The organism is Rhizobium sp. PP-CC-3G-465, from assembly GCF_004343445.1.
GTDB lineage: Bacteria > Pseudomonadota > Alphaproteobacteria > Rhizobiales > Rhizobiaceae > Ferranicluibacter > Ferranicluibacter rubi.
This window is the reverse complement of sequence record NZ_SLYH01000001.1, coordinates 1,688,596-1,712,239: the sequence shown is the minus strand read 5'-3', so window position 1 is coordinate 1,712,239 and position 23,644 is coordinate 1,688,596. Positions and strand designations below refer to the sequence as shown.

The following is a 23,644-nucleotide window of genomic DNA, read 5'->3' as shown; positions in this document are numbered from 1 at the left end:
GCGAGCACCGTCATGGTGCTGCGACGTCGGGCGCGGGCTTTGGCAGATGACGTCAGTCGTTAGCCCTGTGTGGCGCCCCACCCGGATCGTGCAATCCCTGCGCACTTCCCGTTCATAGGCGAAATGCCTGTCGATCCGCCGTCAGGCGCACATTTCTCCAAGGGACACGCCACCGAGACCCGCTTCGTCATCATCACCCACAACCCCATCACCATGGCCCGCATGAACCGCCTCTTCGGCGTCACCATGGCGGAGCAGGGGGTGAGCCAGCTTGTGTCGGTGGATCTGCAGACGGCGGAGCAGTTGCGGGAGGCGGTGTGAGGGGGCTGGGAAGCCGTTGGCAATCCCGAACGTCCTTGCTATTCTTGGCGATACGCGCTCTCTGAAGGAGATTGTCCATGCCCACGCGCAATGTCGTCTTGACCGAACACCACGCGACCGTCATCGATCGCCTCGTGACGTCAGGGCGCTACGAGAGTGCGAGCGACGTGCTGCGGGAAGGTCTTCGCCTTGTCGAACGCAACGAGCATCTGGATGCCGTCAAGCTCGACGCCTTGCGCGACGCTGCCAAGGTCGGCTTCGACGATCTCGATGACGGGCGGTTCACGGACATTCGGGACGAGGTGCTCGATGATGTCATCGGCGATCTTGGGCGTCGGGCTGAAACATCTCGATCTTGATGGTCGGACGTCATGTTCCGCCTCTCTGCAGCAGCAGAAGCCGACATTGTCGATATCCTCGCGTGGACCCATGGTCATTTCGGGACCAAGGCCCGTTTGCGCTATGAACGCCTGATCGCAACCGCTCTCCGAAACGTCGCCATCGATCCCCACCGGCTTGGATGTATCAAGCGCCCGGAACTGGGTCAGGGCGTCCGCAGCTATCACCTCCGCCACTGTCGCGATCAGGCACGTCACCCCCGGCCTGCCCCTCATCTGCCTGCCGGCATCTTCTCCCCGCCGGGCGGGGAGAAGAGGACTCGTTGAGCCGCCATTCCATCAATGTTTCCAAGTAAGATCGAGCGGCCCGCTTCATCGCTCTTCTCCCCGCAGGCGGGGAGAAGATGCCGGCAGGCAGATGAGGGGCAGATGTTGGAACTCTACCGAACCGACAGCAAGTTCTCGCCCCACCACCCACCCACCCCGCAATAATTTTGCTGCAATGCAACAATAATCCCGCATCCGCAGCATTCCTAATCGGGGGCTGATGTTGTAGCGTGAAGGGGGAGACGAGGCGGGGCGGATCGGAGGTTGCGGGAATGCGGCATGCGGACGGCTTGGGCCTCAGGGTGGAGACGGACATGAAGAAGTGGGTTTACACCTTCGGCGGGGGCAAGGCCGAGGGGCGGGCGCTGGATCACGACCTTCTGGGTGGCAAGGGCGCCAATCTTGCGGAAATGTGCAGCCTTGGCCTGCCGGTGCCGCCGGGCCTCACCATCGTCACGCGCGCCTGTGCGCTCTATTCCGAAAACGGCCACTCTATTCCCGATAGTCTGAAGATCGAGGTGCTCGCCGGCATTTCCATCGTCGAAGGCATGGCCGGCCGCCGCTTCGGCGATGCGGAACGGCCGCTGCTCCTGTCGGTGCGCTCCGGCGCGCGCGCCTCGATGCCCGGCATGATGGATACGGTGCTCAATCTCGGCCTCAACGACGAGACGGTCGAGGCGCTGGCGCGCGACAGCGGCGATGCCCGCTTTGCCTGGGACAGCTATCGCCGTTTCATCCAGATGTATGGCGACGTCGTCATGGGCCTCGACCACGAGGTCTTCGCCGAGCTTCTGGAAGACGAGAAGGGCCGGATCGGCAAGGAGCAGGAGACCGAGTTCACGGTCGACGAATGGCGCCGGCTGGTCGATCGCTACAAGGAGGTCATCGGGGAGGAAACGGGCGAGGGGTTCCCGCAGGATCCCGCGGTTCAGCTCTGGGGCGCCATCGGCGCGGTCTTTGCCAGCTGGATGAACCCGCGCGCCGTCACCTATCGCCACCTCCACGACATCCCGGCCGATTGGGGCACGGCGGTCAACGTCCAGACCATGGTGTTCGGCAATCTCGGCAATGATTCCGCCACCGGCGTCGCCTTCACGCGCAATCCTTCGACCGGCGAAAAGGCCCTCTACGGCGAGTTCCTGGTCAATGCGCAGGGCGAGGACGTGGTCGCCGGCATCCGCACGCCGCAAAACATCACCGAAATCGCCCGCATCGCCTCCGGCTCCGACCGGCCCTCGCTCGAAAAGGTGATGCCGGACGCGTTTGCGGACCTCTGTGCCATCTGCGACCGGCTGGAAGCGCATTACCGTGACATGCAGGACATCGAGTTCACCATCGAGCAGGGCAAGCTGTGGATGCTGCAGACCCGCTCGGGCAAGCGCACGGCGCGCGCGGCGATGAAGGTCGCGGTCGATATGGCCGACGAACGGCTGATCTCGCGGGAGGAGGCGGTGACCCGCATCGATCCCGCAGCGCTCGACCAGCTGCTGCACCCGACCATCGATCCGTCCGCCCGCCGCGACATCATCGGCGCCGGCCTGCCGGCATCGCCGGGGGCGGCAACCGGCGAGATCGTCTTCACCTCGGAAGAGGCCGTGCAGGCCAAGAAGGAGGGCCGCGCCGTCATTCTGGTGCGGGTCGAGACGAGCCCGGAGGACATTCACGGCATGCACGCGGCCGAAGGAATCCTGACGACGCGCGGCGGCATGACGAGCCACGCCGCCGTCGTCGCGCGCGGCATGGGCATCCCCTGCGTCTCTGGCGCCGGCAGCATCCGCGTCGATCTGCGCAACGAAAAGCTCATCGCCGCCGGTGCCACCTTCGCCCGGGGCGACGTCATCACCATCGACGGCTCCTCGGGACAAGTGCTCAAGGGCCGCGTCTCCATGGTCCAGCCGGAACTCTCCGGCGATTTCGGCCGCATCATGGAATGGGCCGACGCCAGCCGGCGCATGACCGTACGCACCAATGCCGACACGCCCGCCGACGCCCGTGCCGCGCGCTCCTTCGGTGCGGAGGGCATCGGCCTCTGCCGCACCGAGCACATGTTCTTCGAGGGCGAGCGCATCAATGTCATGCGCGAGATGATTCTCGCCGCCGACGAGGCCGGCCGGCGCGTGTCGCTCGCAAAACTCCTGCCGATGCAGCGAGCCGATTTCACGGAACTTTTCTCCATCATGCACGGTCTGCCGGTGACCATTCGCCTGCTCGATCCGCCGCTGCACGAGTTTCTGCCGAAGACCGACGAGGAGATCGCCGACGTCGCCGCAGCACTCGGCATGAAGCCGCTGGAGCTGCGCCAGCGCGTGGATGCGCTGCACGAGTTCAACCCCATGCTCGGCCATCGCGGCTGCCGGCTGGCCATTTCCTATCCCGAGATCGTGGAAATGCAGGCCCGTGCGATCTTCGAAGCCGCGGTGCTGGCGGCCCATGAGACCGGCGCGCCCGTGGTGCCGGAAATCATGGTGCCGCTGGTGGGGCTGAAGGCCGAACTCGATTACGTCAAGGCCCGCATCGATGCGGTCGCCGCCGATATCCTTAATGAGGCCGGTGTCGGCATCGAATATCTCGTGGGAACCATGATCGAACTGCCACGCGCGGCCCTTCGCGCCCATGTCATCGCCGAGTCCGCCGACTTCTTTTCCTTCGGCACAAACGACCTGACGCAGACAACCTTCGGTATATCGCGTGACGATGCCGCGCAGTTCCTCAACACCTACCGCATGAAGGGCATCATCGACCGCGACCCCTTCGTGTCGATCGATTATGACGGCGTCGGCGAACTCATCCAGATCGCCGCCGAGCGCGGGCGTCGCACGAAGAACGGCCTGAAACTCGGCATCTGCGGCGAGCATGGCGGCGATCCCGCCTCCATCCGTTTTTGTGAGGAAACGGGCTTGGACTACGTCTCCTGCTCGCCGTTTCGCGTTCCCATCGCCCGTCTCGCCGCCGCGCAGGCGGCCATCAACGGCAAGATTTCGGGGGTCTGATCTCTGGAATACAACCCCATTTTTGGTGCGCGCACGCGCGTCATTCATGACCGCTTAAAGGTTCATCAGTAAGGAATTAAGCAGACAGAGCTCAAGGACAGAACGGATGAATCAGGGAAAGCGCGGCGCACGATCGCTCTACTGCAAGTGGCGCAACACCTCCCTCGTCGTCGGGGCAGCCCTCATCTGCATGGCAGTCTGGATCGTCGCGCCATCGGTGACGGCCTATGTCGATTCGGAGAGAAGCCTGGTCTCCGTCCAGGAGTATGAAGCGCTGCTGATTGCGTCGCGCGCGCTGTCGGCCGAGCGTGGGCCGTCCAATGTTCTCATGTCGGTCGAGGTCGGCGCCGATCCCTCGGCCGTAACCCGCCTGAAGGAAGCCCGCCGCGCAACCGATATGGCCCTGTCGGTGGTGGACCGGACGCGGAACCTACCGCTTGCGCCGGGCATCGTCCGCAGCCTGCGCGAGGCACTGGGCCTTGCCCGCGCCCGCATCGACGGCATTGCGCAGACGCCGTACGCGGAGCGCACCCTCGCTATGCTGACCGAGGCGATCGCCGCCATGTTCGGGATCGCGGACGAGATCCAGCCGACCGTCGAGCTGGCGGCGGAAACGCTGGAAAAGAGGAACCCGGCTTTGGCCGGCAGCGTGTTCACCGCCCTTGTCGTGACCAATCTGCGGGAGCAGGCCGGCCGGCTGGCGAGCTATGTCGTGCCCAGCGTATCCCGCGCGCTTCCGCTTTCGCCCATTGCTGCCGGCAGGATCGACCGCACGCAGGGCCGTATCGACCAGCTGATGCAGACGCTCGGTGTGCGTCTCGACGTGTCGGATGCAGGCCTGCGCGCGCTGATGGGCGAGGTCCGCCGCCTCTTCATCGGGCGGGGCGTCCGCCTCATCGAAAAGCTGACCTTGGAGGGACGCGCCGGCGGGCACTACAGTGTTGCCCCCGCCGGGCTGACCGGCCTCTACGTCCCCACGCTCGTTCCGCTCGAAGACCTGCGCAAGGCGGCCATCCACCAGATGGTGACCGATATCGTCCGCAGCCGCGATATCGCCTTTGTCCGGCTCATCGGCATGGGCGCGGGAACCGTGCTGCTTCTGACGCTGCTGGTCGCGGTTATGCGGCGCATGTTTCTCTCGGTGCTTCGCCCGCTGCTGACGGCCCATGAGATGATCGTCGGCCTCGCCGAGGAAAAGCCGGTCGGACGCCCGGGTTTCGACGCGGACACGCGCGAACTCAACGATCTGTTCGACGCGATTGCCCGGCTGGAAGGGCAGCTTGCCGAACGGCGCGAGCTGACCGAGCGACTGCGCGTCCGGGCGGAAACCGATCCGCTGACGGGCCTTCTCAATCGCGCCCGGTTTCTCGGCCTCGGCGATACACGGTTCGCCGCCGCTATGGGCGACACTGCCCGGGGCGACACGACAGAGGCGGACACGCTTGAGACCCAGAGCCGCATCGGCGTGCTCTATATCGATCTCGACGGATTCAAAACCGTCAACGATACGCTCGGGCACTTCGCGGGTGACCAGCTACTGCGCGACATCGCCGTCCGTCTTGCGAATGCCGTAGGCCCGGAAAGCCTGCTCGCGCGTCTGGGCGGCGACGAATTTGCCATCTGCACCGGCGTGCCGAATGCAGCCGGGCTCGAAGCCTTCGCACGCCATATCCTCCTCCAGTTCAACAGGCCGATTGATATCAACGGCATACCCATCCGGGTCGGCGCGAGCATCGGGCTCGCCCTGATGACGGATGGCGAAGGGAGGGAAGCGGGAGCTTCGTCTTTCTCGCAGCTCTGCTGCAATGCAGACATCGCGCTTTATGACGCCAAGCGAGGCGGCCGGAATACCTACCGCATCTTCGGCAGCGCATTGGAAAGGCCCATGCCCGAACGCCGGGCGCTGGCGGGCTAAAGCTACATCCGCTGGAACACATCCACGAAGGCCTGCGCGAAACTGGCAAGGCCCATGGTGCGCTCGTTCGGCTTCTCGATCCGGATCGAGGTGCCGTCGGCTTCCAGACAGGCGAAGATCGTCTCGCTGCCCGTGCCGCTGTCGCGCGGGATCCGCAGGACGGCGATCCGCTCGCAATTGTCGACGAGGCCCGAGGCGGGGAGATCGAACAGGAACGCCCCCTTGAGGTCGGCCGCAGCGGCGCGCACCCTGTCGGAAAAGTCGTCGCCATCCGGTGCCGTGCCGTCGAGCGACAGTTCCAGCTCCAGCATTTCCATCGTGAATTCGAGCTCGCTGCCCTCCGGCGTGGGCGGAGTGGCCTGGGTTTCGATATCGTGAGAACGCATGGTCGTCATCCCTTCGCAACCGGCCCAATCCGGTGGAATAGAGCCCAGCCGTGGTCTTGCAGGCCCAAGTTCATCGATAATCTTGTTAACAAGAATGGCAATTCCGTGGCAACGCGTCTCCCGGTTGCGGAAGATCATGAAGCGCTTACCAACGCCGCATGCCCGGAAAGGTTCCGGATGTCGCGAGCGGGAAGGGCAGGGGCTTGCCCAAACACACCGTCCTCTGTTGCGTCATGGGCGGAATCAGCCTTGGATAAGAAATGACAGGTCTCGATGAGAGCAACCGCGCGGGCCAAGTGCCATCGGGTTTTCGGCGATGGCATGTTGCCCATGCGACGCTTTCCGGCAGGTTTTTATCGGCGAGACTTGGTGTAAGAGACTGTTTGAAGAGCCGCCTCTCCGCCGCCGGGTTTCCTGACAGGCTCAAGGGACGGGGTAACGGCGCATCGGCCGGACAAAGGCAGAGACAGAGGTTCGGCCGACAATGATCACCTATGAGCGCCCGATATCCTACGCCGCCCGCTGGGCGCGCCATGTCGCGCGGCTGGCCTTCGTCGTCTTCGTCCTGTCGCTTGCAGCCCATCGCTTCGGCTCGCTCTCCAGCACGCTCTTCGTGACGCTCGCCCTCGTCAGTGCCGGGCTGGCGCTGGTGGCCGTCCTCCTCTCCGTCGTCGGCTTCGTCCGCTTGTGGCAGGTGGCTGCGGTCGGCGGCATCGCCTCCACCATGGCCTTGCTCTATGCGTCTCTTCCGCTGGCCGCCGCCGGGCTCGTTCTCTCGCAGGTGATGGCGAAGCCCGCGATCACCGATGTCTCCACCGACCTCGCAACGCCGCCGCCCTTCATCCGCGACCGTCCGATCGAGACGGGCTGGCTGACCCCGGCAGCCCCCGTCGTTGCCGACCGGCAGGCCCAGGCGCGCGCCTATCCCGCCCTCACGGGGCGTCGCTACGACGGCGCGCTCGACCGGGTGTTGACCGGCGTGCGCATAGTGGCCGACCAGTCGGGCATCGCCATCGTCGCGGAAGAGGGCCTTGAGAATGCCGAGCCGGATTTCGAGGATCTCGCTTTGCGGGCGGAGCCCCCGGCCGACGCATTGCGCGATGCGCCCGGCAAGGCCACCGATAAGGCCACCGACAAGGCCACAAGTAAGGCTGTGGGCAAAACGGCGACGGGAAGAGGTGGGCGCAACGTCCCCGCCGCACGGGATCCGGGACCGGTTCCCATTCCGCTCTCGCGACCGAAGCAGGATGCGGGCCCCCTGCCGCCCGGCCGAAAAGCCGGTGACATCCTCCTGCAGGGCGAAAGCCGCAGCCGCATCGCCGGCTTCCGTTTCGACCTCGTCATCCGTCTTCGCGAGGAATCCGAGACCACCTTCGTCGACATCCGCGTCGCCTCCCGCCTCGGCCACCACGATCTCGGCCTCGACGCCGCCACGGCCGAACGCTTCCTCCACGCGCTCGACGCGGAGCTGCTGGGGATCGCAGGGGACTGAAGCACGATTATGTCCGCCCGACGGTCGGCGAAACGCCGCCGTTGGTTTGGCGGAGATTTCATACGGTTTCCGGTTAATCAGATCGGAAGCCGTATTCCGTCCATTGAAAATCCGGCCCTCCGGCCAGAGATTTTCGATGGTTCTTGTTTACGGTTCGCGGAACGCGATCAGCCGGAAACCGTATCACGAGCGGCAACCCCAACTTCCGTCATTCCGGCTTTGAGCCGGAAACCAGCGACCTGACGTCCGTCAGGTCAAGAAGCATCTTTGCTGACCAGGAACGTGCGCTGGATGGCCTCCGTATCACGTTGGGAATAACGGGGAGGCGGAGAGCCCGGCCTTCAATCCCCCGCCAGCCGATAGTGCCCCATCAGCGCGGGCGGCCCGTCGGTCATCACGAGGCCTCGCTCCACCAGATCCTCCAGATGTGCCAGCACGGAGAGGGCCGCCGCCCCGTGCAGCCGGGGATCGGTGGAGGCATAGAGCGCCTGCACGATCTCGGAAATCCCAGAGTCGCCGCGGCGGATGCGCTCCAGCACGCCACGCTCGCGCATGCGCCGGTGGGCGCGCAGGCCCCGCAGGAATTTCGCAGGCTCCGTCACCGGACCGCCATGGCCCGGCAGATAGAGCCGGTCGTCGCGTGCCAGCATCTTGTCGAGCGAGGCCATGTAGTCGCGCATCGCGCCATCCGGGGGCGCGACGATGCTCGTCGCCCAGGCCATCACATGATCGGCGGAAAAGACGATGCCGGTGCCATTCAGCGCGAAGGAGAGATGGTTCGCCGTATGGCCCGGTGTGGCGAGCGCCGTCAGCGCCCAGCCGTCGCCCTCGACGGTCGCGCCGTCGGCAAGCGCCAGATCGGGCACGAAATCCATGTCGGCGCTTTCCGAAAACGGATTGACCTCGCCATCGTGAAGCGTCCGGGACGGCCGATGCGGACCTTCCGCCGCGATCACCCCACCCACCTTTTCCTGCAGAACCCGGGCCAGCGGCGCGTGATCGCGATGCGTATGGCTGACGAGAATATGGCTGACCGGCCGCCCGTCGATCGCCCGCAGGAGGGCGGCCAGATGCGCATCGTCCAGCGGACCGGGATCGATCACCGCCAGCGTGCGCTCCCCCACGATATAGCTGTTCGTGCCGTGAAAGGTGAACGGCCCGGGGTTGTTCACCGTCAACCGCCGCACGCCATCGGCAACGGCGATGGCCTGCCCGTGCGCAGGCTCGAAAGCGCGCTCGAAGTGCGGCTCTTCCTCGGTCTCCAAGGGTGCGCCGCTCATGTCCGTGCGATCTCGATGAAGCGCATGGGTGCAGTGCCGGCATCAACGATAGTGTGCTCCACCCCTGCATCGTCGCCGATCCCCGTCGGCCGCGCCGGCATCCGAGCCCGAAATCCCACCATCCGTCTCTCCTTGCGAAGACGCCCGCACTGCGCGGGCGCTTCAAGGCCGACCCTAGCCCAAAAATTCCCGAACCGAAATCGCCGCCCGCGTAAACGGAACGCCCGGTCAAACATGGCTCCCCGTCCAACGTCCCCCGCAAGACAAACTTACGCCCGGCCAAACTTACCCGTTGTCCCCGCCCTCACGCTTTGCTATCAGCCCAACACCCGGACATCACCGCACCCGGGCCGGCAATGGGGCGTCGCCAAGCGGTAAGGCACCGGTTTTTGGTACCGGCATTCCCAGGTTCGAATCCTGGCGCCCCAGCCACTCATATCTTGAATCATACAGTCCAGCGTCAGGCCGCGAGTTTTAGCTCCCTTTAACCCTTACGGTTTCGACAAACGGCGCTTCCAGTCTGACGACAGATTGCCGCGATACGTAAGACGTCCACACTGCGCGACTCCTGTTCGTGTGGCCGGTGTGATGATGATCGATGGGAATGGTGCGTTATGAGCAGGCTTCTTTTCTCGCTTCCGGTTCACGAGCGGCCCGACATCGTTCTCGAGCAGATCAGGAATATCGATTATTTCTGCCCCGGCTCGGTCATCTGCCTGCATGTCTCTGCCGGTGCTTTGGCGGAGAAGGAGGCGTTTCGGGCGCTGTGCGCGGCGGAGAACGTTCTGGTCAATCCGAACTCCTACGAAACGCAGTGGTCGGCCGGGATCATGCACACCCATGTCAGCAACTTTCTCCATGCGACGGAGATGAATGTCGCCTTCGACAAGATCGTCCTGATCTCCTCCAACGAAATGCTCGTGAAGCCAGGGCTCGCGGATTATGTCGGAAAATATGACATCGGGTCCCAGATGGAGGTCTATGATTCGTCGAATGACTGGGGCGTTTTTCGCGACAGCTTTCTCCACCGCCCCTCCATGCAGGGATTTCTCTCGGCCTTGAGTCTGCCGCTGTTTTTCGGGGGACAGGCGGAAGGTCAGTTTGCCAGCCGGCATATCTTTTCCCAGCTTTCCCGGGCTTTCATCGAACATTTTCCGATGGCCTCGGTCGGCTTCCCGGTCGAGGAGGTCATTCTTCCGACCTTCGCCGCACGCCTCGCCATGACCGGCGTGACCGTCGGCCAGCCGATCACGCTGTGCAATTATTGCAACAATCTCGACATGAACGCAGATGTCGTCGATCTCGTGCGGGCGGGCAAAGGTGCCGTCTTTGCGCGCCGTATTCCGCGGGCGCTGCGGTCGCCGCATATCGGCGCATCGGTCCTCGACGCCGTCTTCAGCGTCAAGCGCGTTCCCCGGGAAGCGTGCGAACTCCGCGACTATATCAACGGTCTCATGGCGTAGCGGCCACGCCGCCGTCCGGCCCGCAAACATTCGGATGGCTCTCGCCTCAACGCTGTCACGCGTCGTGAAAGATCTTACCCACAGGCTGGCAGTCCAAGATGTGCGGCGCGATGACCGCGTGTCCGTCCGCGATGACGCCGTTGATCATCGGGCAGATGAACAGGCTACCCTTGTGGGCGAGTTCGTCGCGATGCGCGATGCTGTGGGCGCTGGCGCTGAGGAAGACTTCGATGTTCCCGAACATATAGACGCCGGCCGAGGCATGGCTTGAGATCACCTGTTTTTCGCGTGCCCTGGTCACCAGCCCGTCGGTGATCGCCAGATAGCTGTAGCACGGTTCGCTTGAGGCAAAGACGGGAACGATGGCGCCGTACGGGCCTTGCGCGAACAGGGCTGCGGGATTGTCCGGGCCTTCGTGGAAAAGAACGTCGGCAAGGTCGATGATCAGCGGTTCATCCGCCGGCACGAGGGCCGTTGCGGCGAGACAGGAAAACAGGGCGCCGGCGCTGAGATGCGACAGCGTGACGATCCGGCAGCCGGGCCAGGCGTCTTTCAGGAAGGCCACGAGATCGAGGTGCCCCGTCGTCTCGCGGACGACGAAGACATAGTCGCTCGGCAACAGCCTGGGGCCCCAAGCGCGAGGCCGCAAGGCGGCCTCGATCAGGGGCGTTCCCTCATGGTTCACAAGCGGCCGCAGGCCGTGTTTCTCGGTCCAAAGATCCGGGCCGGCGAGCGGCACGATGCACTTCATGCAATTTTGCGGAGCCCGAGATAGGCGTCCAGATCGCTGGGCGTCCCGATCCCGTGCATCGCCGTCGCCGCGATTTCATAGACGCCGATCTTGCCCCCGCGGCGCTGGAGATAGTTGTAGACCGGGCAAACGTAGAACTCGTTGTTCGACCGGTCGTTGGCGGTGATCATGTCGATCGACGCATCGATGAAGGCCTGGGCGCGCCGGAAGTAATAGATGCCGACGGTCGCCAGATCGGAAATCGCCACCTTCTCGCGAACCTCCTCGACATATCCCTGGTCGTTGGTGCGTGCGAAAGACCATTTCGGATCCCGATGGACGTCGCGGAAGCAGAGGATGGAGCCGTCGAGATCGCGTTTCATGGCGTCTTCCAGGAAGGCGCTGCAGTCGAAATCGACGATCTGGTCGCAATTGGCGATCATCAGCGGGGCGTCGGGATCGAGATGCGTCCGCGCCGTCAGCACCGTGCACGCGGCGCCCTCGGTGGTAAAATCGATGGGCGAGAATACCAGATCGCCGCGGCGCAGGAGGCCCTCGACCACCAGCGGTTCGGCCACCAGATGGTCACGACGGGCAATCAGCACGAAGCGTCCGTTGTCGACGCGCAGATTGTCCATGACCCGCTCGATCATCGTCGCGCCATCGACATCGATGAAGGGCTTCGGCTTGGTGTAGCCCGCCTGCGAAAACCGGCTGCCGAGGCCTGCCATGGGAATGACGACCTGAACGGCCGGGCGCGGCTGCGAGAGCGGCGCGATGCGGCCCTGGTTCTCGGCCTGGTACAGTTCGACGCGCTTCGGGGAGTAGAACGAGACGTAGCTTTCCGCTGATATTTCGAACTGGACGATGCGTCCGCCGGAGAGGACGACCTCGTTGAGGACGGGAGACAGATAATATTTCCCGCCGATCGGGTCCGACTTCAGCAGGCAATCCTGCGCGAGGGCCACGAACTGACGTGCCTTGCGGAAGTAGTAGTAGCCGGCGATCGCCTTGCGGCTGAGCACCCGTTTTTCCGCCGTTTCCACGACGCGGCCGTCGGCATCCTCCCGCACATAGGACCAGCGCGGATGGACGGAGGGAAACGTCACCACGCCGGCATCGGCGTCCGAATGGTAGAAGGAATCCGCGATGGCGCCGAGATCGGCATTGATGATCTGGTCGCCGTTGCAGATGACGAGCGGTTCGTCGTCGTCGATATGGTCGATGGCCATCAGCGCCGAGCAGATGGCGCCCATCGTCGGGTTGCCGAGTTCGATGACGGTGCAGCCGTCGCCGGCGATCAGCTTCAGGATCGAGTCGAGGCTGTATTCGAGCACGTCCTGCCGCAGAACGATGAAGATGAAGCGTGCCGAGGGGTCGCGTTTGCGAATGCTTCCGACGACCAGCGCGATCATCGGAATCCCGTCCACCTCGATCAGCGGCTTGGGAAAATGAAAGTCTTCCTTGGGGAACAGATCGTCCTTCGACGCGATCGGAATGAGATATCTCATCAGTGGACGGCCTCTATTGCTGCGATTTCTTTGCCGATGCGCTCGTAATTGACGTCGTTGACGGAGCCGACGACCATGACATGCGCGCCGGATGCGCGCGCCGCCTGAATACCGTGCTCGTTATCCTCGAGGATCAGGCACTCATGGGGTTGCAGCTTCAGCCGCTCGATGGCCGTGAGATAGATTTCCGGGTGCGGCTTCGCCTTGGCCACGTCCTGGTTGGAGAGCAGGAAGTCGAGATATTTGAGAAGGTTGGACTGCTGCATCATGGCTTCGACCGTGGAGCGCACGGAGTTCGAGCAGACGACGAGGCGCTTGCCCTCCCGCTGCAGGCGGCCGAGCGCATATTCGTGGTGGAAGACGGGCCGGCACTTTTCCACGATGACGCGGTAGGTCATCTGCTGCTTCAGCGTATTGAGAAAGTCGTGCAGCTTGGGCGACAGGCCCCGCGTGCGCGACAGCATTTCGAGCTTCTTGCGCGTCGGCAGGCCGTCATAAACCGCCAGGTGCTCCGTGCGGCTGATGTTCAGGCCGAAGACGGCCAGCGCGTCGTTCAGCGTCTCGTAATGCCACTCCTTGGCATCGATGAGAACGCCGTCCATGTCGAAAAGAACCGCCTTGATCATGACTTCCCACCGTTAGGCCCCCCGGGCGCTATGTCCAAAATTCCGCAGCCCTGTCGGGCAGATCCGTACAGATCGAAAGGCCATCTCCCCGCAGGCCGCGCCACATCGCCCAGGCCGCCGCCGGGTCGCGTCCGTGCAGTTCCGGCGAGACGAGCGCGACGTTCTTGCCGGCGGCAAGGTGCCGCTCGATGATGTCGGGCGTGATCCAGTCGTCGAAGAACGCGTCCAGCCAGACACCGTCCGCCCGGTCGTAGAAGGCCGGAACCGGTTCGATCTCGGAATGCCGCGTGTAGCTCGAAAAGCCTGCGCGCAGATAACCGAGCGCGTCGGGAACGGCCATATCGAAGCAGAAGAGATCGGAAACCCCGGAGCGGTCGAGGGCCGAGCGGATCGTCGCCTGAAGGCCGTCGGCCTTGATGTTGAGCGCGATCGTGCCGGCATGCGCGTGGGCCTTGTGCAGGTCCAGAAACCCGTCCAGATCCATGGCGCTATCGCCGATCGGCATGTCGTGCGAGATCTTCAGGAGACCATTCTGGTCGCGAACGTCGGTTTCGACGCCGAAGCCATGCTCGAAGGCACGACGAAAGGCTGCTTCCGTATTCTTCTCGGCCGGAACATGCCACCAGCCGCGATGCGCTAGGATCTTCATAGGGTTCTCGTCGACAGCAAGAAGGGTTTCTTGTCGATGCTGTACACGCGAGAGTTTATGAGGCGGAACTTGTACGAAGCTGGAAGGGGACGTTCTCGACGGTTCACGACGTCCAGACCGGGCGAGAAAGCCCCGCACCGGCACCGTCCAGACGTCATCGATCGCCATCCGGGAGACCGTCCCGAATGCCAGCCCGACGCGAACGAAAGGCTGCGGCTGTCTTATGCCGGATCGCGGATGGTCAGGTGAAGGAGGCGCGCAGGCCGCTCACGCGTCCTCGCCGGCCTCGTTCATCAAGGCGTTGCGCACGAGGCCGCAATGGCCGTTCTGCGTCGAGAGCAGGGTGACGGGATCGACCAGGCCGGCGCTGACGCCGAGGGCGTTGGCAGCGGCCCAGCCCCAGTTTTCCTGCGCCATCTGCAACAGGCGAGGGCCTTCGGCCGAGATGCAGGCGCGTCCGGCCTGGATCAGCTCGGCGGAGGGCATGCCCTGCAGGCGGTCGGTCAGTTCGGCCTGAAGCGGCGTGACGACGAAGATGGCGAAGAGGTAGCTGATGAAGTCGGACAATCTGGTCTCCTGTCGAGAGTCCATAGATGGTTACGCATATTGCGGATACAAGGAGAGGCGGGGAGGTCTTGTGAGCCGTGAGCCTTGAGCCGATTTCCTGCGGGGGCCTGTCCTCTGCCAATGGCGACCGTTCCCATCGTTCGACATTGACAATTTCGGAAAATCCGTACAGATATATGTACGCTCTAGCAAGGGAGGTCTAAATGGCTCATGTGCGCTTGACCGAGTTCCGACAGAACATAGCGACACACTTCGACGCCGTGATCGAATCACGTGCGCCTCTGCTTGTGACCCGTCAGGGGTCAGAGGCATTGGTTCTCATTGCCGAGGGCGAGTACGAGAGCATGCAGGAAACGCTGCATCTTCTTTCTACGCCAGCGAACGCCGATCGACTGCGAGCAAGTCTGACGCAACTTCGCAAGGGAGAGGTCATCGAGAAAGACCCGACCTTGTAACATGAACCTCCTCTGGGCGGCATATGCGTGGGAAGAGTACGAGGATTGGCAGCGCCTCGATCCGGCAATGGTGGAAAAGATCAATACCCTAATCAGCGATACGAAGAGATCGCCGTTTAAGGGTCTCGGAAAACCTGAGCCGCTAAAGGGTAACCTCTCGGGATTTTGGTCGCGGCGGATCCTGGGCGAGCATCGATTTGTATATCGCGTGTCGGGCAAGGGAGACGCCCGGCAACTGGAGATCATCCAGTGCCGCTTCCATTACGAAAAATAGCGCCGTGCCGGATGACAGCGCCCTGCGTCACGCATGACGCGCCAAGGGGAATCTCAATGCCCACATCCCTACCCACGCGATCGTGAGAAGGTCGATACCGCAGGCATGGCCATTCATGGCGGAAGATCGCCCGATGCGCGGACCTGACGAGCGGACTGGCGCGACGCGCTCCCGCCTCAGTCCTTCTTACGGGACTTGGCGACCTTCTTTACCGGCGCTTCGGGCACGGGCTGGCTGGCTTCCTGGGCGATGCGGGCCTGCTTCAGGCGCTCGGTCTTGGCGCGGCGCTGGGCGGCTTCCACCTCGATGATGGATCTGGAGGCCGAATCGGTCTGCGTGGCTTTGGCGTTCGCAGGGCGGGTTTCGGTCTTGAACAGGCGGTCGGCGGGAACCAAGGCGTTCTCCTTCGGGAGTATCGGTGAGGCGTCGAAGGCCGGTCGGCCACGATCGCGCAGTCTGATGTCTGTCGTTCCCGCCCGCTATCCGATGCCTGTCCCGTCGTCGCTCAAAGGCCGGTTCCGGATGCAAAGGGCCGGCATACGCAATGTTATGAACAGCTTACTGCATTGCGCCGAAAATCGAAAGCGCCGGGAACAGGAAATACAGGGCGAAACAAGCGGTCGAAGCAGGCCGGCCGGACGGCTGCGGCAATTCGGTGAGAAGGGCAGGCTGAACCGCAAAGCGCGCCGGCGGGACTGTCCGACAACCTTTTCCGAGCAGTCGAATTCGGCTCGATCGTGTCCTGCGGCAGCCCAATGTCGCAACGGACAGCGAAGGCAATCACCACCCGCGCCCTTGCGCAAAGGCATAAAAAAAGGCCGGGAAATTCCCGACCTTCTCGATATCGTCTCGACGGTTTCTGCCAGTACATCCGTGGTCAGGCGCCGGAAACGAAATTCTGTATATTAGGCTGCGGACAGGTTGTCGGCAGCGCTCTTGCCGCTACGACGATCCTGAACGATTTCGAAGTTGACCTTCTGGCCTTCGTTCAGCGAACGCATGCCGGCGCGCTCAACGGCCGAGATGTGTACGAAAACGTCGCTTGCGCCGTTGTCCGGAGCGATGAAGCCGAAGCCCTTGGTTGCGTTGAAGAACTTTACGGTACCTGTTGCCACGACGTGATTCCTTTTCAATCGTGATGAAGTTTCGCTCGCAGTGTGCGGGCGGTGATAGATCGACGTTGAAAGAGAAGATTGAACGGCGCGTTGCGCGGGAGCAAAGCTCAAAATGCAAGATCGATACGCACTAGATAGCCGATCCCCCCGACAATTGCAAGTCATCTCCGTCGATTTGCGCGATCTTCTGGCGACAGCCGGCCGGCAAGGCCTTGGAAAGGCTGGAAAATGCCGGATGGTGCCGTTTCCTGCGGTTTCCGGTTGATCAGACCGGAAACCGTACCACTGACGGATCATGCATCTCCGCCTAAAGCATTTCCAGCCGAAGCGGAATCGCTTCGGCGTCGGACACTGCGGAAATACTCTAGCGCTTCAGGCTGCCGAGAATGCCGCGCACCAAAGCCCGGCCGAGCGAGGAGGCGACCGTTCGCGCCACGGTCTTCATGGCGGCTTCCACCACCGTTTCCCGCTGATAGCCGGCGCTGCGCGGTTTGGCGGCCGTGCCGGCGCGTGTGGGCTTCCCCATAGGCCCCGTCTGTGTGGGCTCGGCATCGTCGCCGAAACCCGGCAGCGTCCAGCGGCTCGGCTTCGTCGCGGTCCCGGTTTCCGCCTCGCGCGCGGCCTCCGCCTGCTGGCTCGCGCGCGCGGCGCGGGCGGCGAGGATCTCGTAGGCCGATTCGCGGTCGATATCGGTGTCGTAGAGGCCGGCGACGGGGCTCAGCGCCATCACCTGTGCCCGCTCCGCGTCGGTCAGGGGGCCGACACGGGCGGATGGCGGGCGGATCAGCGTGCGCTCCACCATGGAGGGCGCGCCCTTGCCCTCGAGCGTCGAGATCAGCGCTTCGCCGGTCGAGAGCGTGGTGATCACCTCGGCGCAGTCGAAATCCGGGTTGGGGCGGAAGGTCTCGGCGGCCGTCTTCACCGCCTTCTGCTCGCGTGGCGTATAGGCGCGCAGTGCGTGCTGCACCCGGTTGCCCAGCTGCGCCAGCACGGTTTCCGGCACGTCGAGGGGGTTCTGCGTGACGAAATAGACGCCGACGCCCTTGGAACGGATCAGGCGCACCACCTGCTCGATGCGCTCCAGCAGCACCTTCGGCGCGTCCTTGAAGAGAAGATGCGCCTCGTCGAAGAAGAACACCAGCCGCGGCTTTTCCGGGTCGCCCACCTCCGGTAGTTCCTCGAACAGTTCCGACAGCAGCCAGAGAAGGAAGGTGCCGTAGAGCCGCGGGTTCATCATCAGTTTGTCGGCGGCGAGCACGGAGATCGTGCCGCGCCCGTCCGGCGTCACGCGCATGATGTCCGTCACCTTCAGCGCCGGCTCGCCGAAGAAGTGCTCGGCGCCCTGCTGCTCAAGGATCAGCAGCTCCCGCTGGATCGACCCGACGGAAGCCTTGGAGATCAGGCCGACAGTGGCCGACAGCGCACTCGCATTCTCGCTCATATAGGTGAGAAGCGCGCGCAGATCTTTCAGGTCGAGAAGCGGCAGGCCGCCTTCGTCGGCAATCTTGAAGGCGATGTTGAGCACGCCCTCCTGCGCATCCGTCGCATTCATCAGCCGCGAGAGGAGGAGGGGCCCCATCTCCGACATGGTGGTGCGCACACGGTGGCCCTTCTCGCCGTAGAGATCCCAGAAGATCACCGGAAACTGGGTGAACTCATAAGGGTCGAGCCCGATCTCGGCGGCGCGCTTGAGCAGGAAATCCTTGGGCTCCCCCCGGGCGGCGATGCCGGAGAGGTCGCCCTTGATATCGGCGCAGAACACAGGCACGCCGGCGCTGGCAAAGCCCTCGGCCAGCACCTGCAGCGTCACCGTCTTGCCGGTGCCCGTCGCACCCGTCACCAACCCGTGGCGGTTGCCGTATTTGAGCGTCAGATATTCGCCTTTGTCGAGCGTGTCGTCCGGCTTGCGGCTCGTGCCGAGGTAGAGCATTCCGGGCTGCAGCATTGCCATGTCGGGATCCATTCGCTTGTTTGTGCGCGATACTATACGTTGCCCAGAGGCAAACAAGCAGGCAGACAAGCCGGCAAGCAGACCGGGCCTGCCGATGCCGGCATTGCGGTCTGCGGGCCCGCGCTTTACCATGCGGCTCGCTTTCGTAGAGACCGGTTGAAAAGCGCCGCGAGACGGCTTGATTTCTCCCGCCATCCCTTTACGTTGACGTGAACGTTAGAACGCTTGCCGAGGAGAAAAGCATGAGCGAACTGGTCACCCGCGTATCCGATAATGTCGGCATCGAGCCGGACAAGGCGGAAAAGGCGATCGGCATGATGTTGGGCTTCCTGCAGCGCGAAGCCGATGCCGGCCCTGTCGCGCGCATGATCGAAGCCGTGCCCGGCGCACCGGATCTGGTCGCCCGCTTCAACGGCGAAGGCGCCAAGCCCGGCCTGCTCGGCAAGGTCATCGGCGCCGTCGGCGGCGGCGTCATGGCGCTCGGCCAGCAGCTGATGGGCCAGGGCCTTTCCATGGGCGAAATCACCGGCCTCGCCAAGGAAACGCTGGCCTACGCCCGCGAACACGCCGGCGACGAAACGGTGGATGCGGTGATCAACTCGGTCCCGGGTCTTCGCCAGTTCGTCTAAGCCGTTTCTAGGTTTTGATCAACGATCGAGAAAACGCCGCGGGCCATGAGACCCGCGGCGTTTTTCGTTTGACCGTAACGCGAACGAGCGGACGCGTTACGCCGCCACATCCCACGTCGGCGCAAGGTGCCCCGGGTTGACGATGCGGCCGTCGGGGCGGGCGAGTGCGTGGATGGCCGCCATCTCCTCGTCCGACAGCGCGAAATCGAAGATGCCGAAATTCTCCGCCAACCGGGCTTCCGTCGAGGTCTTCGACAGCGTGATGACGCCGTCCTGCTGGATCAGCCAGCGCAGCACCACCTGAGCGGCGGTCTTGCGGTGACGGCTGCCGATGTCGTTCAGCAGCGCTTCCTTCGGCACCCGGCCGTCGGCCATGGCGTAGTAGGCGGTGATCGACTGCCCGAGGTCGTGGGCCGTCTGCAGCACTTTCGACTGGTCGATATAGGGGTGATACTCGATCTGGTTGGTCACCAGCGGCGCCTCCGACAGGCGGCTCGCCGCGCGCATGTCTTCCGTATTGAAATTGCTGATGCCGATATGCCGTGTCTTGCCGGCCTTCACGGCGGCGTTCAGGCCCTCGATCTGCTCTTCGAGCGGCACGGAGCTTCCGCGCGGCCAGTGCAGCAACAGCAGATCGACATGGTCGGTCTTCAGCTTCTGCAGGCTCTCGTCCACCGACTGCGCAAAGCTCGACCGGGCGTATTTCTCCGGCCAGACCTTGGTCGTCAGGAAGATCTCGTTGCGGGCAACGCCGGACTGCTGGATCGCCGTCCCCACCTCCGCCTCGTTGCCGTAGATCTGGGCGGTATCCACATGGCGGAAGCCGAGACGGATGGCTTTCGGCACGATCTCGAGAACCTCCGGTCCCGGCATGCGGAAGGTTCCGAAACCGAGCGCGGGGATGTCGGCGCCGTTGGCTTTGACGATGGTCATATGCGTATCTCCTGGGTCGAAATGGCGCGGCCGTCCTGCGGCCGGGCGGGGAAGGGGGCGGCGCTGATCCTCCACAAGAGGATGCTGAAATCCCGCCAAGGGATTCTCCGCGCTTGTTTTCCGGTCGGCCGGCAAATGCGCCGTCCGGAGAGAGAGGTAATGAGACCGGGCTGCGGAAGGTTCCCGTAAAGCCCGGCCCCCGCGGAAACCGTATCAGGCGGTCAGCGGCGGATCCAGCCGGGCGAAGCCGGCCTGCCTGCGATAGGGGAAGTGCGGATAGGGTGCCGTCACCGTGCTCGCCGCATCCAGAACCCGGATCTGCTCGGGGCTGAGCTGCCAGCCGATGGCGCCGAGATTGTCGAGAAGCTGTGCCTCGTTGCGGGCGCCGAGGATGACGGAGGCGACCGTCGGGCGTTGCAGCAGCCAGTTGATCGCCACCTGCGGCACGGTCCTGTCTGTCTCCTTCGCCACTGCATCCAGCGCATCGATGACGCGGTAGAGATGCTCGTCCTCGACCGGCGGGCCGAACTCCGCGGTGGCATGCAGGCGGCTCGTCTCCGGCACCGGCCTGTCACGCCCGATCTTGCCCGTCAGGCGGCCCCAGCCGAGCGGGCTCCAGACGAGTGCACCCAGCCCCTGATCCTTGCCGAGCGGCATCAGATCCCATTCGTAGTCGCGGCCGATGAGGGAGTAGTAGACCTGGTTTGCGACGTAGCGCGGCCAGCCATGTTTTTCGGCGACAGCGAGGGACTTCATGATCTGCCAGCCGGCAAAGTTGGAGATGCCGACATAACGGATTTTCCCCGCCCGCACGAGCATGTCGAGCGTGGCCAGAACCTCCTCGACCGGCGTCGATGCGTCGAAGGCGTGCAGCTGGAAAATATCGATCACGTCGGTCCCGAGCCGCTGCAGAGCCGATTCCACGCTGCTGATCAGCCGGCTGCGGGACGTCCCGGCCTCGTTGGCGCCATCGCCCATCGGCAGGCCGGCCTTGGTCGAGATCAGCACCTTGTCGCGGCGCCCCTTGATGGCCGCGCCGAGAACCGTCTCGGAGGCTCCGTTCGAGTAGACATCGGCCGTATCGAACAGCGTGACGCCGGCCTCCACGCAGATATCGACCATCCGGCGCGCTTCGTTTTCCCCCGCCGTGCCCCAGGCGCCGAACAGCGGGCCGGAGCCGCCGAAGGTGCCGGCGCCGAAGCTCAACACGGGGACTTTCAGGCCGGATCGGCCGAGTGTGCGATGTTCCATGGACGGTGTCCTTTCGAAGGGGGATGTCATGTCGAAGGGGGATGTCATGCGTGAACGGCCTCTGTCTTTTTGCCGCGGCCATCGAGGACGCCGCTGACCACGGTCAGGCCCAGCGCGCCGAGCACCATCAGCGCACCGACCCAGGGCGTGGCGCCGAGGCCGAGCGTGGAGGCGACGGTGAGGCCGCCGATCCAGGCGCCGGCGGCGATGCCGAGGTTGAAGGCGGCGATATTCAGCGCCGAGGCGACATCGACGGCGGCCGGGCGGTGCTGGCGTGCCAGTTCCACCACATAGAGCTGAAGGCCGGGCACCGTGGCGAAGGAGAGGAAGCCGAGCGCGGTCAGCGTGACGAGGGCGGGAACGGTGGCGCTGGCCGTAAAGGTGAGGAGCAGCAGAACCAGCGACTGAGCCGCAAAGAGAAAGGCGAGCGCCTTCACCGGATTGCGGTTGGCCAGCCGCCCGCCGGCCAGGTTGCCGGCCGCGATCGCCAGCCCATAGAGCACCAGCACGAGGCTGACGGCGGAGGCGGACAGGCCGGTGATCTCTTCGAGCAGCGGAGCGAGATAGGTGAAGGTGACGAAGGTCCCGCCGTAGCCGAGCGCCGTCATGCCGAAGACGAGGAGCAGGCGGCCGCTGCCGAGAACCTTCACCTGATCCATGATCCGGGCCGGCGGGCTGGAGGGCAGATTGGCCGGCAGCAGCAGCGCGATGGCGGCAAGAGCGATGGCGCCGAGGCCGGCCACGGCCACGAAGGTGGCGCGCCAGCCGAAGGTCTGCCCGATCAGCGTGCCGAGCGGCACGCCGGTGACGATGGCCACCGTCAGGCCCATGAACATCATGGCAATGGCGGACGCCCGCCGGTTCTCCGGCACGAGCCCCGCCGCGATCGTCGCGCCGACGGAGAAGAACACGCCATGCGCAAAGGCCGAGAGGACGCGGGCGACGAGGAGAAGACCATAGCCGGGCGACACCGCCGCCAGCCCGTTGCCGACGATGAACAGCGCCATCAGCCCGAGCAGCAGGGGTTTGCGCCCGATGCGCCCGGTCAGCGCGGTGAGGATGGGCGCGCCGAAGGTGACGCCGAGCGCATAGATCGAGACGATGATGCCGGCCATCGGCAAGGTGATGTCGAGATCCCGCGCAACCGTCGGCAACAGGCCGACGATGACGAACTCGGTGGTTCCGATCGCGTAGGCCGCGATCGTCAGGGCAAGAAGGGCGAGGGGCATCAAGGCCTCCGTGAGGTGCGAAAAGGGTTGTGTGGCGGTGGCGTTCGAAGCGAACCGCAGGGATGACCGAGATATAGGCGCAGCCCGCTTGTGCGATAATCCGGCATATCGGATAATCACCTGTGATTTGAATTCATGAGAGAGGTCCTATGGACAACCGGGCGGGTGAGATGGAGGTCTTCGTGGCGGCGGTGGATGGCGGCGGCTTTTCGGCGGCCGGCCGCAGGCTCGGCCTGTCGCCGTCGGCCGTCAGCAAGCTCGTCGCCCGGCTGGAGGACCGGCTGGGCACGCGGCTTCTGGTGCGCACCACGCGTACGCTCCAGCCGACGCCGGAGGGGGAGCTTTACCTCGCGCGGGCCCGCGCCATCCTGACCGATATCAACGAAACGGAGCGCCTGATCGCCAGCGGCACGCAGGCCGTGCCGCGCGGCGTGTTGCGGGTCAGCGCGCTCATGGCCTTTGCCGAGCGTTTCATCCTGCCGCTGATCGGCGAGTTTCGCAGCCTCTACCCGCATGTCCTCATCGATCTCTCGCTGAGCGACGACGTGGTCGATCTCGTCGGAGACCGCACGGATATCGCCATCCGGTCCTCCGGGGCGCTTCGCGACTCATCGCTGAAAACGCGAAAACTGCTCGACAGTCACCGCCTGCTCGTAGCTTCGCCGGATTATCTCGCCCGCCACGGCACGCCGCAGGTGCCGGCCGATCTCGCCCGTCACGCCTGCCTCGGCTTCAACATTCCGGGCATGCGCACGGAATGGCCGTTTCTCGACGCGGCCACAGGCGCGACGATCCAGCGGCCGTTCGAGCCGGCGGTCCTCGTCAATGCCGGCTTCATCATGCGGCGGCTCTGCCTCGATGGCGTCGGCATCGGCCGCATTGGCGCCTTTCACATCCAGCCGGATGTCGATGCCGGCCGCCTCGTGCCGCTGCTGCAGGCGCACCGCCCGGCCGATCGCGAAACCATCCACGCCGTCTTCGCCAGCCACGAACACCTCGCCGCCCGCATCCGCGCCTTCATCGATTTTCTGGTCGCCCGTATCGATCCCGTGGGAGGTGCATTGCCGGAGGAAGCGACGGTCCCTTGAGACCCGCCACCCGACGCCTTACGTGAAGACCACCCCCCGCCGTCTTGACAGACGAACCGCTTCGGCCTCCGATAGGGGCCAAGAGGTGGTTTCGATGTCCGATAGGAAACGTGCTTCCATGTCC

The 23,644-nt window shown here is 64.3% G+C and carries 25 protein-coding genes and 1 tRNA gene; 12 read left to right on the top strand and 14 right to left on the bottom strand.

The genetic code is table 11. From position 1 onward, the window contains the following. Positions 1-123: 123 nt before the first annotated feature. From C8J33_RS08045 to C8J33_RS08025, 5 genes are all read left to right on the top strand, one after another. A complete protein-coding gene (locus tag C8J33_RS08045) occupies positions 124-321 on the top strand; it encodes a hypothetical protein (RefSeq protein WP_132663664.1) in 198 nt (65 codons plus the stop codon). Positions 322-398: 77 nt separating this feature from the next. After that, the gene (locus C8J33_RS08040; protein WP_132663663.1) at positions 399-680 is read left to right on the top strand and encodes a type II toxin-antitoxin system ParD family antitoxin; all 282 of its coding nucleotides are present in this window, start codon (positions 399-401) and stop codon (positions 678-680) included. Positions 681-692: 12 nt separating this feature from the next. Next, the gene (locus tag C8J33_RS08035) at positions 693-986 is read left to right on the top strand and encodes a type II toxin-antitoxin system RelE/ParE family toxin (RefSeq protein WP_132663662.1); all 294 of its coding nucleotides are present in this window, start codon (positions 693-695) and stop codon (positions 984-986) included. A 314-nt stretch (positions 987-1,300) separates the two neighbouring features. Then, positions 1,301-3,976: a pyruvate, phosphate dikinase gene (gene ppdK / locus C8J33_RS08030; protein WP_132663661.1), complete on the top strand. Its 2,676-nt coding sequence runs from the start codon at positions 1,301-1,303 to the stop codon at positions 3,974-3,976. Positions 3,977-4,082: 106 nt separating this feature from the next. Then, entirely contained in the window at positions 4,083-5,891 is a 1,809-nt protein-coding gene (locus C8J33_RS08025; RefSeq protein ID WP_132663660.1) for a GGDEF domain-containing protein, read from the top strand. 2 nt (positions 5,892-5,893) lie between these two features. Here C8J33_RS08025 and C8J33_RS08020 read toward each other — a convergent pair whose 3' ends face one another. Further along, positions 5,894-6,277 (bottom strand): hypothetical protein, encoded by a 384-nt coding sequence (locus C8J33_RS08020; RefSeq protein ID WP_132663659.1) that lies wholly within the window; start codon positions 6,275-6,277, stop codon positions 5,894-5,896. Between the two features lie 484 nt (positions 6,278-6,761). Between C8J33_RS08020 and C8J33_RS08015 the strand changes: the two genes are divergently transcribed. After that, entirely contained in the window at positions 6,762-7,769 is a 1,008-nt protein-coding gene (locus tag C8J33_RS08015) for a DUF1499 domain-containing protein (RefSeq protein WP_132663658.1), read from the top strand. 341 nt (positions 7,770-8,110) lie between these two features. Here C8J33_RS08015 and C8J33_RS08010 read toward each other — a convergent pair whose 3' ends face one another. Both C8J33_RS08010 and C8J33_RS27790 read right to left on the bottom strand, forming a co-directional pair. Further along, positions 8,111-9,049: an MBL fold metallo-hydrolase gene (locus C8J33_RS08010; protein WP_132663657.1), complete on the bottom strand. Its 939-nt coding sequence runs from the start codon at positions 9,047-9,049 to the stop codon at positions 8,111-8,113. Beyond that, positions 9,046-9,171, bottom strand: a complete 126-nt coding sequence (locus C8J33_RS27790) for a hypothetical protein (RefSeq protein WP_281024607.1) — start codon at positions 9,169-9,171, stop codon at positions 9,046-9,048. The genes C8J33_RS08010 and C8J33_RS27790 overlap by 4 nt, the downstream gene beginning before the upstream one ends. 235 nt (positions 9,172-9,406) lie before the next feature. On the opposite strand from C8J33_RS27790, the gene C8J33_RS08005 reads away from it, so the two are divergent. Next, positions 9,407-9,481 (top strand) — tRNA-Gln (locus C8J33_RS08005). A gap of 182 nt (positions 9,482-9,663) precedes the next feature. Then, a complete protein-coding gene (locus tag C8J33_RS08000; RefSeq protein WP_132663656.1) occupies positions 9,664-10,512 on the top strand; it encodes a hypothetical protein in 849 nt (282 codons plus the stop codon). A gap of 55 nt (positions 10,513-10,567) precedes the next feature. Here C8J33_RS08000 and C8J33_RS07995 read toward each other — a convergent pair whose 3' ends face one another. The 5 genes from C8J33_RS07995 to C8J33_RS07975 form a co-directional block, all read right to left on the bottom strand. Then, positions 10,568-11,263, bottom strand: a complete 696-nt coding sequence (locus C8J33_RS07995; RefSeq protein ID WP_110799826.1) for a hypothetical protein — start codon at positions 11,261-11,263, stop codon at positions 10,568-10,570. Then, positions 11,260-12,753: a glycosyltransferase family 2 protein gene (locus C8J33_RS07990; protein WP_110799825.1), complete on the bottom strand. Its 1,494-nt coding sequence runs from the start codon at positions 12,751-12,753 to the stop codon at positions 11,260-11,262. The genes C8J33_RS07995 and C8J33_RS07990 overlap by 4 nt, the downstream gene beginning before the upstream one ends. Further along, entirely contained in the window at positions 12,753-13,379 is a 627-nt protein-coding gene (locus C8J33_RS07985; protein WP_110799824.1) for an HAD family hydrolase, read from the bottom strand. Before C8J33_RS07985 ends, C8J33_RS07990 begins: the two co-directional genes overlap by 1 nt. Positions 13,380-13,407: 28 nt before the next feature. After that, positions 13,408-14,028, bottom strand: coding sequence for a hypothetical protein (locus C8J33_RS07980; RefSeq protein WP_110799823.1), 621 nt, complete (start codon positions 14,026-14,028; stop codon positions 13,408-13,410). Between the two features lie 267 nt (positions 14,029-14,295). Continuing rightward, positions 14,296-14,595, bottom strand: a complete 300-nt coding sequence (locus tag C8J33_RS07975; protein ID WP_110799822.1) for a hypothetical protein — start codon at positions 14,593-14,595, stop codon at positions 14,296-14,298. Between the two features lie 203 nt (positions 14,596-14,798). Here C8J33_RS07975 and C8J33_RS07970 point away from each other — a divergent pair, with 203 nt between their 5' ends. After that, a complete protein-coding gene (locus tag C8J33_RS07970; protein WP_110799821.1) occupies positions 14,799-15,050 on the top strand; it encodes a type II toxin-antitoxin system Phd/YefM family antitoxin in 252 nt (83 codons plus the stop codon). Position 15,051: 1 nt separating this feature from the next. Beyond that, a complete protein-coding gene (locus C8J33_RS07965; RefSeq protein WP_110799820.1) occupies positions 15,052-15,324 on the top strand; it encodes a Txe/YoeB family addiction module toxin in 273 nt (90 codons plus the stop codon). Positions 15,325-15,500: 176 nt separating this feature from the next. Here C8J33_RS07965 and C8J33_RS07960 read toward each other — a convergent pair whose 3' ends face one another. The 3 genes from C8J33_RS07960 to C8J33_RS07950 form a co-directional block, all read right to left on the bottom strand. Beyond that, the gene (locus C8J33_RS07960) at positions 15,501-15,719 is read right to left on the bottom strand and encodes a hypothetical protein (RefSeq protein ID WP_092932649.1); all 219 of its coding nucleotides are present in this window, start codon (positions 15,717-15,719) and stop codon (positions 15,501-15,503) included. 510 nt (positions 15,720-16,229) lie between these two features. Next, the gene (locus C8J33_RS07955; RefSeq protein ID WP_062469383.1) at positions 16,230-16,439 is read right to left on the bottom strand and encodes a cold-shock protein; all 210 of its coding nucleotides are present in this window, start codon (positions 16,437-16,439) and stop codon (positions 16,230-16,232) included. Positions 16,440-16,803: 364 nt separating this feature from the next. After that, positions 16,804-18,384 carry a helicase HerA-like C-terminal domain-containing protein gene (locus C8J33_RS07950; RefSeq protein ID WP_132664499.1) on the bottom strand — a complete coding sequence of 527 codons (1,581 nt, stop codon included), beginning with the start codon at positions 18,382-18,384 and terminating at the stop codon, positions 16,804-16,806. Between the two features lie 248 nt (positions 18,385-18,632). Here C8J33_RS07950 and C8J33_RS07945 point away from each other — a divergent pair, with 248 nt between their 5' ends. After that, positions 18,633-19,019 (top strand): DUF2780 domain-containing protein, encoded by a 387-nt coding sequence (locus C8J33_RS07945; protein ID WP_110799819.1) that lies wholly within the window; start codon positions 18,633-18,635, stop codon positions 19,017-19,019. Between the two features lie 96 nt (positions 19,020-19,115). Here C8J33_RS07945 and C8J33_RS07940 read toward each other — a convergent pair whose 3' ends face one another. The 3 genes from C8J33_RS07940 to C8J33_RS07930 form a co-directional block, all read right to left on the bottom strand. Beyond that, the gene (locus C8J33_RS07940; RefSeq protein ID WP_132663655.1) at positions 19,116-19,952 is read right to left on the bottom strand and encodes an aldo/keto reductase; all 837 of its coding nucleotides are present in this window, start codon (positions 19,950-19,952) and stop codon (positions 19,116-19,118) included. Positions 19,953-20,165: 213 nt separating this feature from the next. Then, the gene (locus C8J33_RS07935) at positions 20,166-21,203 is read right to left on the bottom strand and encodes an aldo/keto reductase (protein WP_132663654.1); all 1,038 of its coding nucleotides are present in this window, start codon (positions 21,201-21,203) and stop codon (positions 20,166-20,168) included. Positions 21,204-21,247: 44 nt separating this feature from the next. Beyond that, a complete protein-coding gene (locus C8J33_RS07930; RefSeq protein WP_132446565.1) occupies positions 21,248-22,432 on the bottom strand; it encodes an MFS transporter in 1,185 nt (394 codons plus the stop codon). Positions 22,433-22,581: 149 nt separating this feature from the next. Here C8J33_RS07930 and C8J33_RS07925 point away from each other — a divergent pair, with 149 nt between their 5' ends. Next, positions 22,582-23,520: a LysR family transcriptional regulator gene (locus tag C8J33_RS07925; protein WP_132663653.1), complete on the top strand. Its 939-nt coding sequence runs from the start codon at positions 22,582-22,584 to the stop codon at positions 23,518-23,520. Positions 23,521-23,644 lie beyond the last annotated feature (124 nt).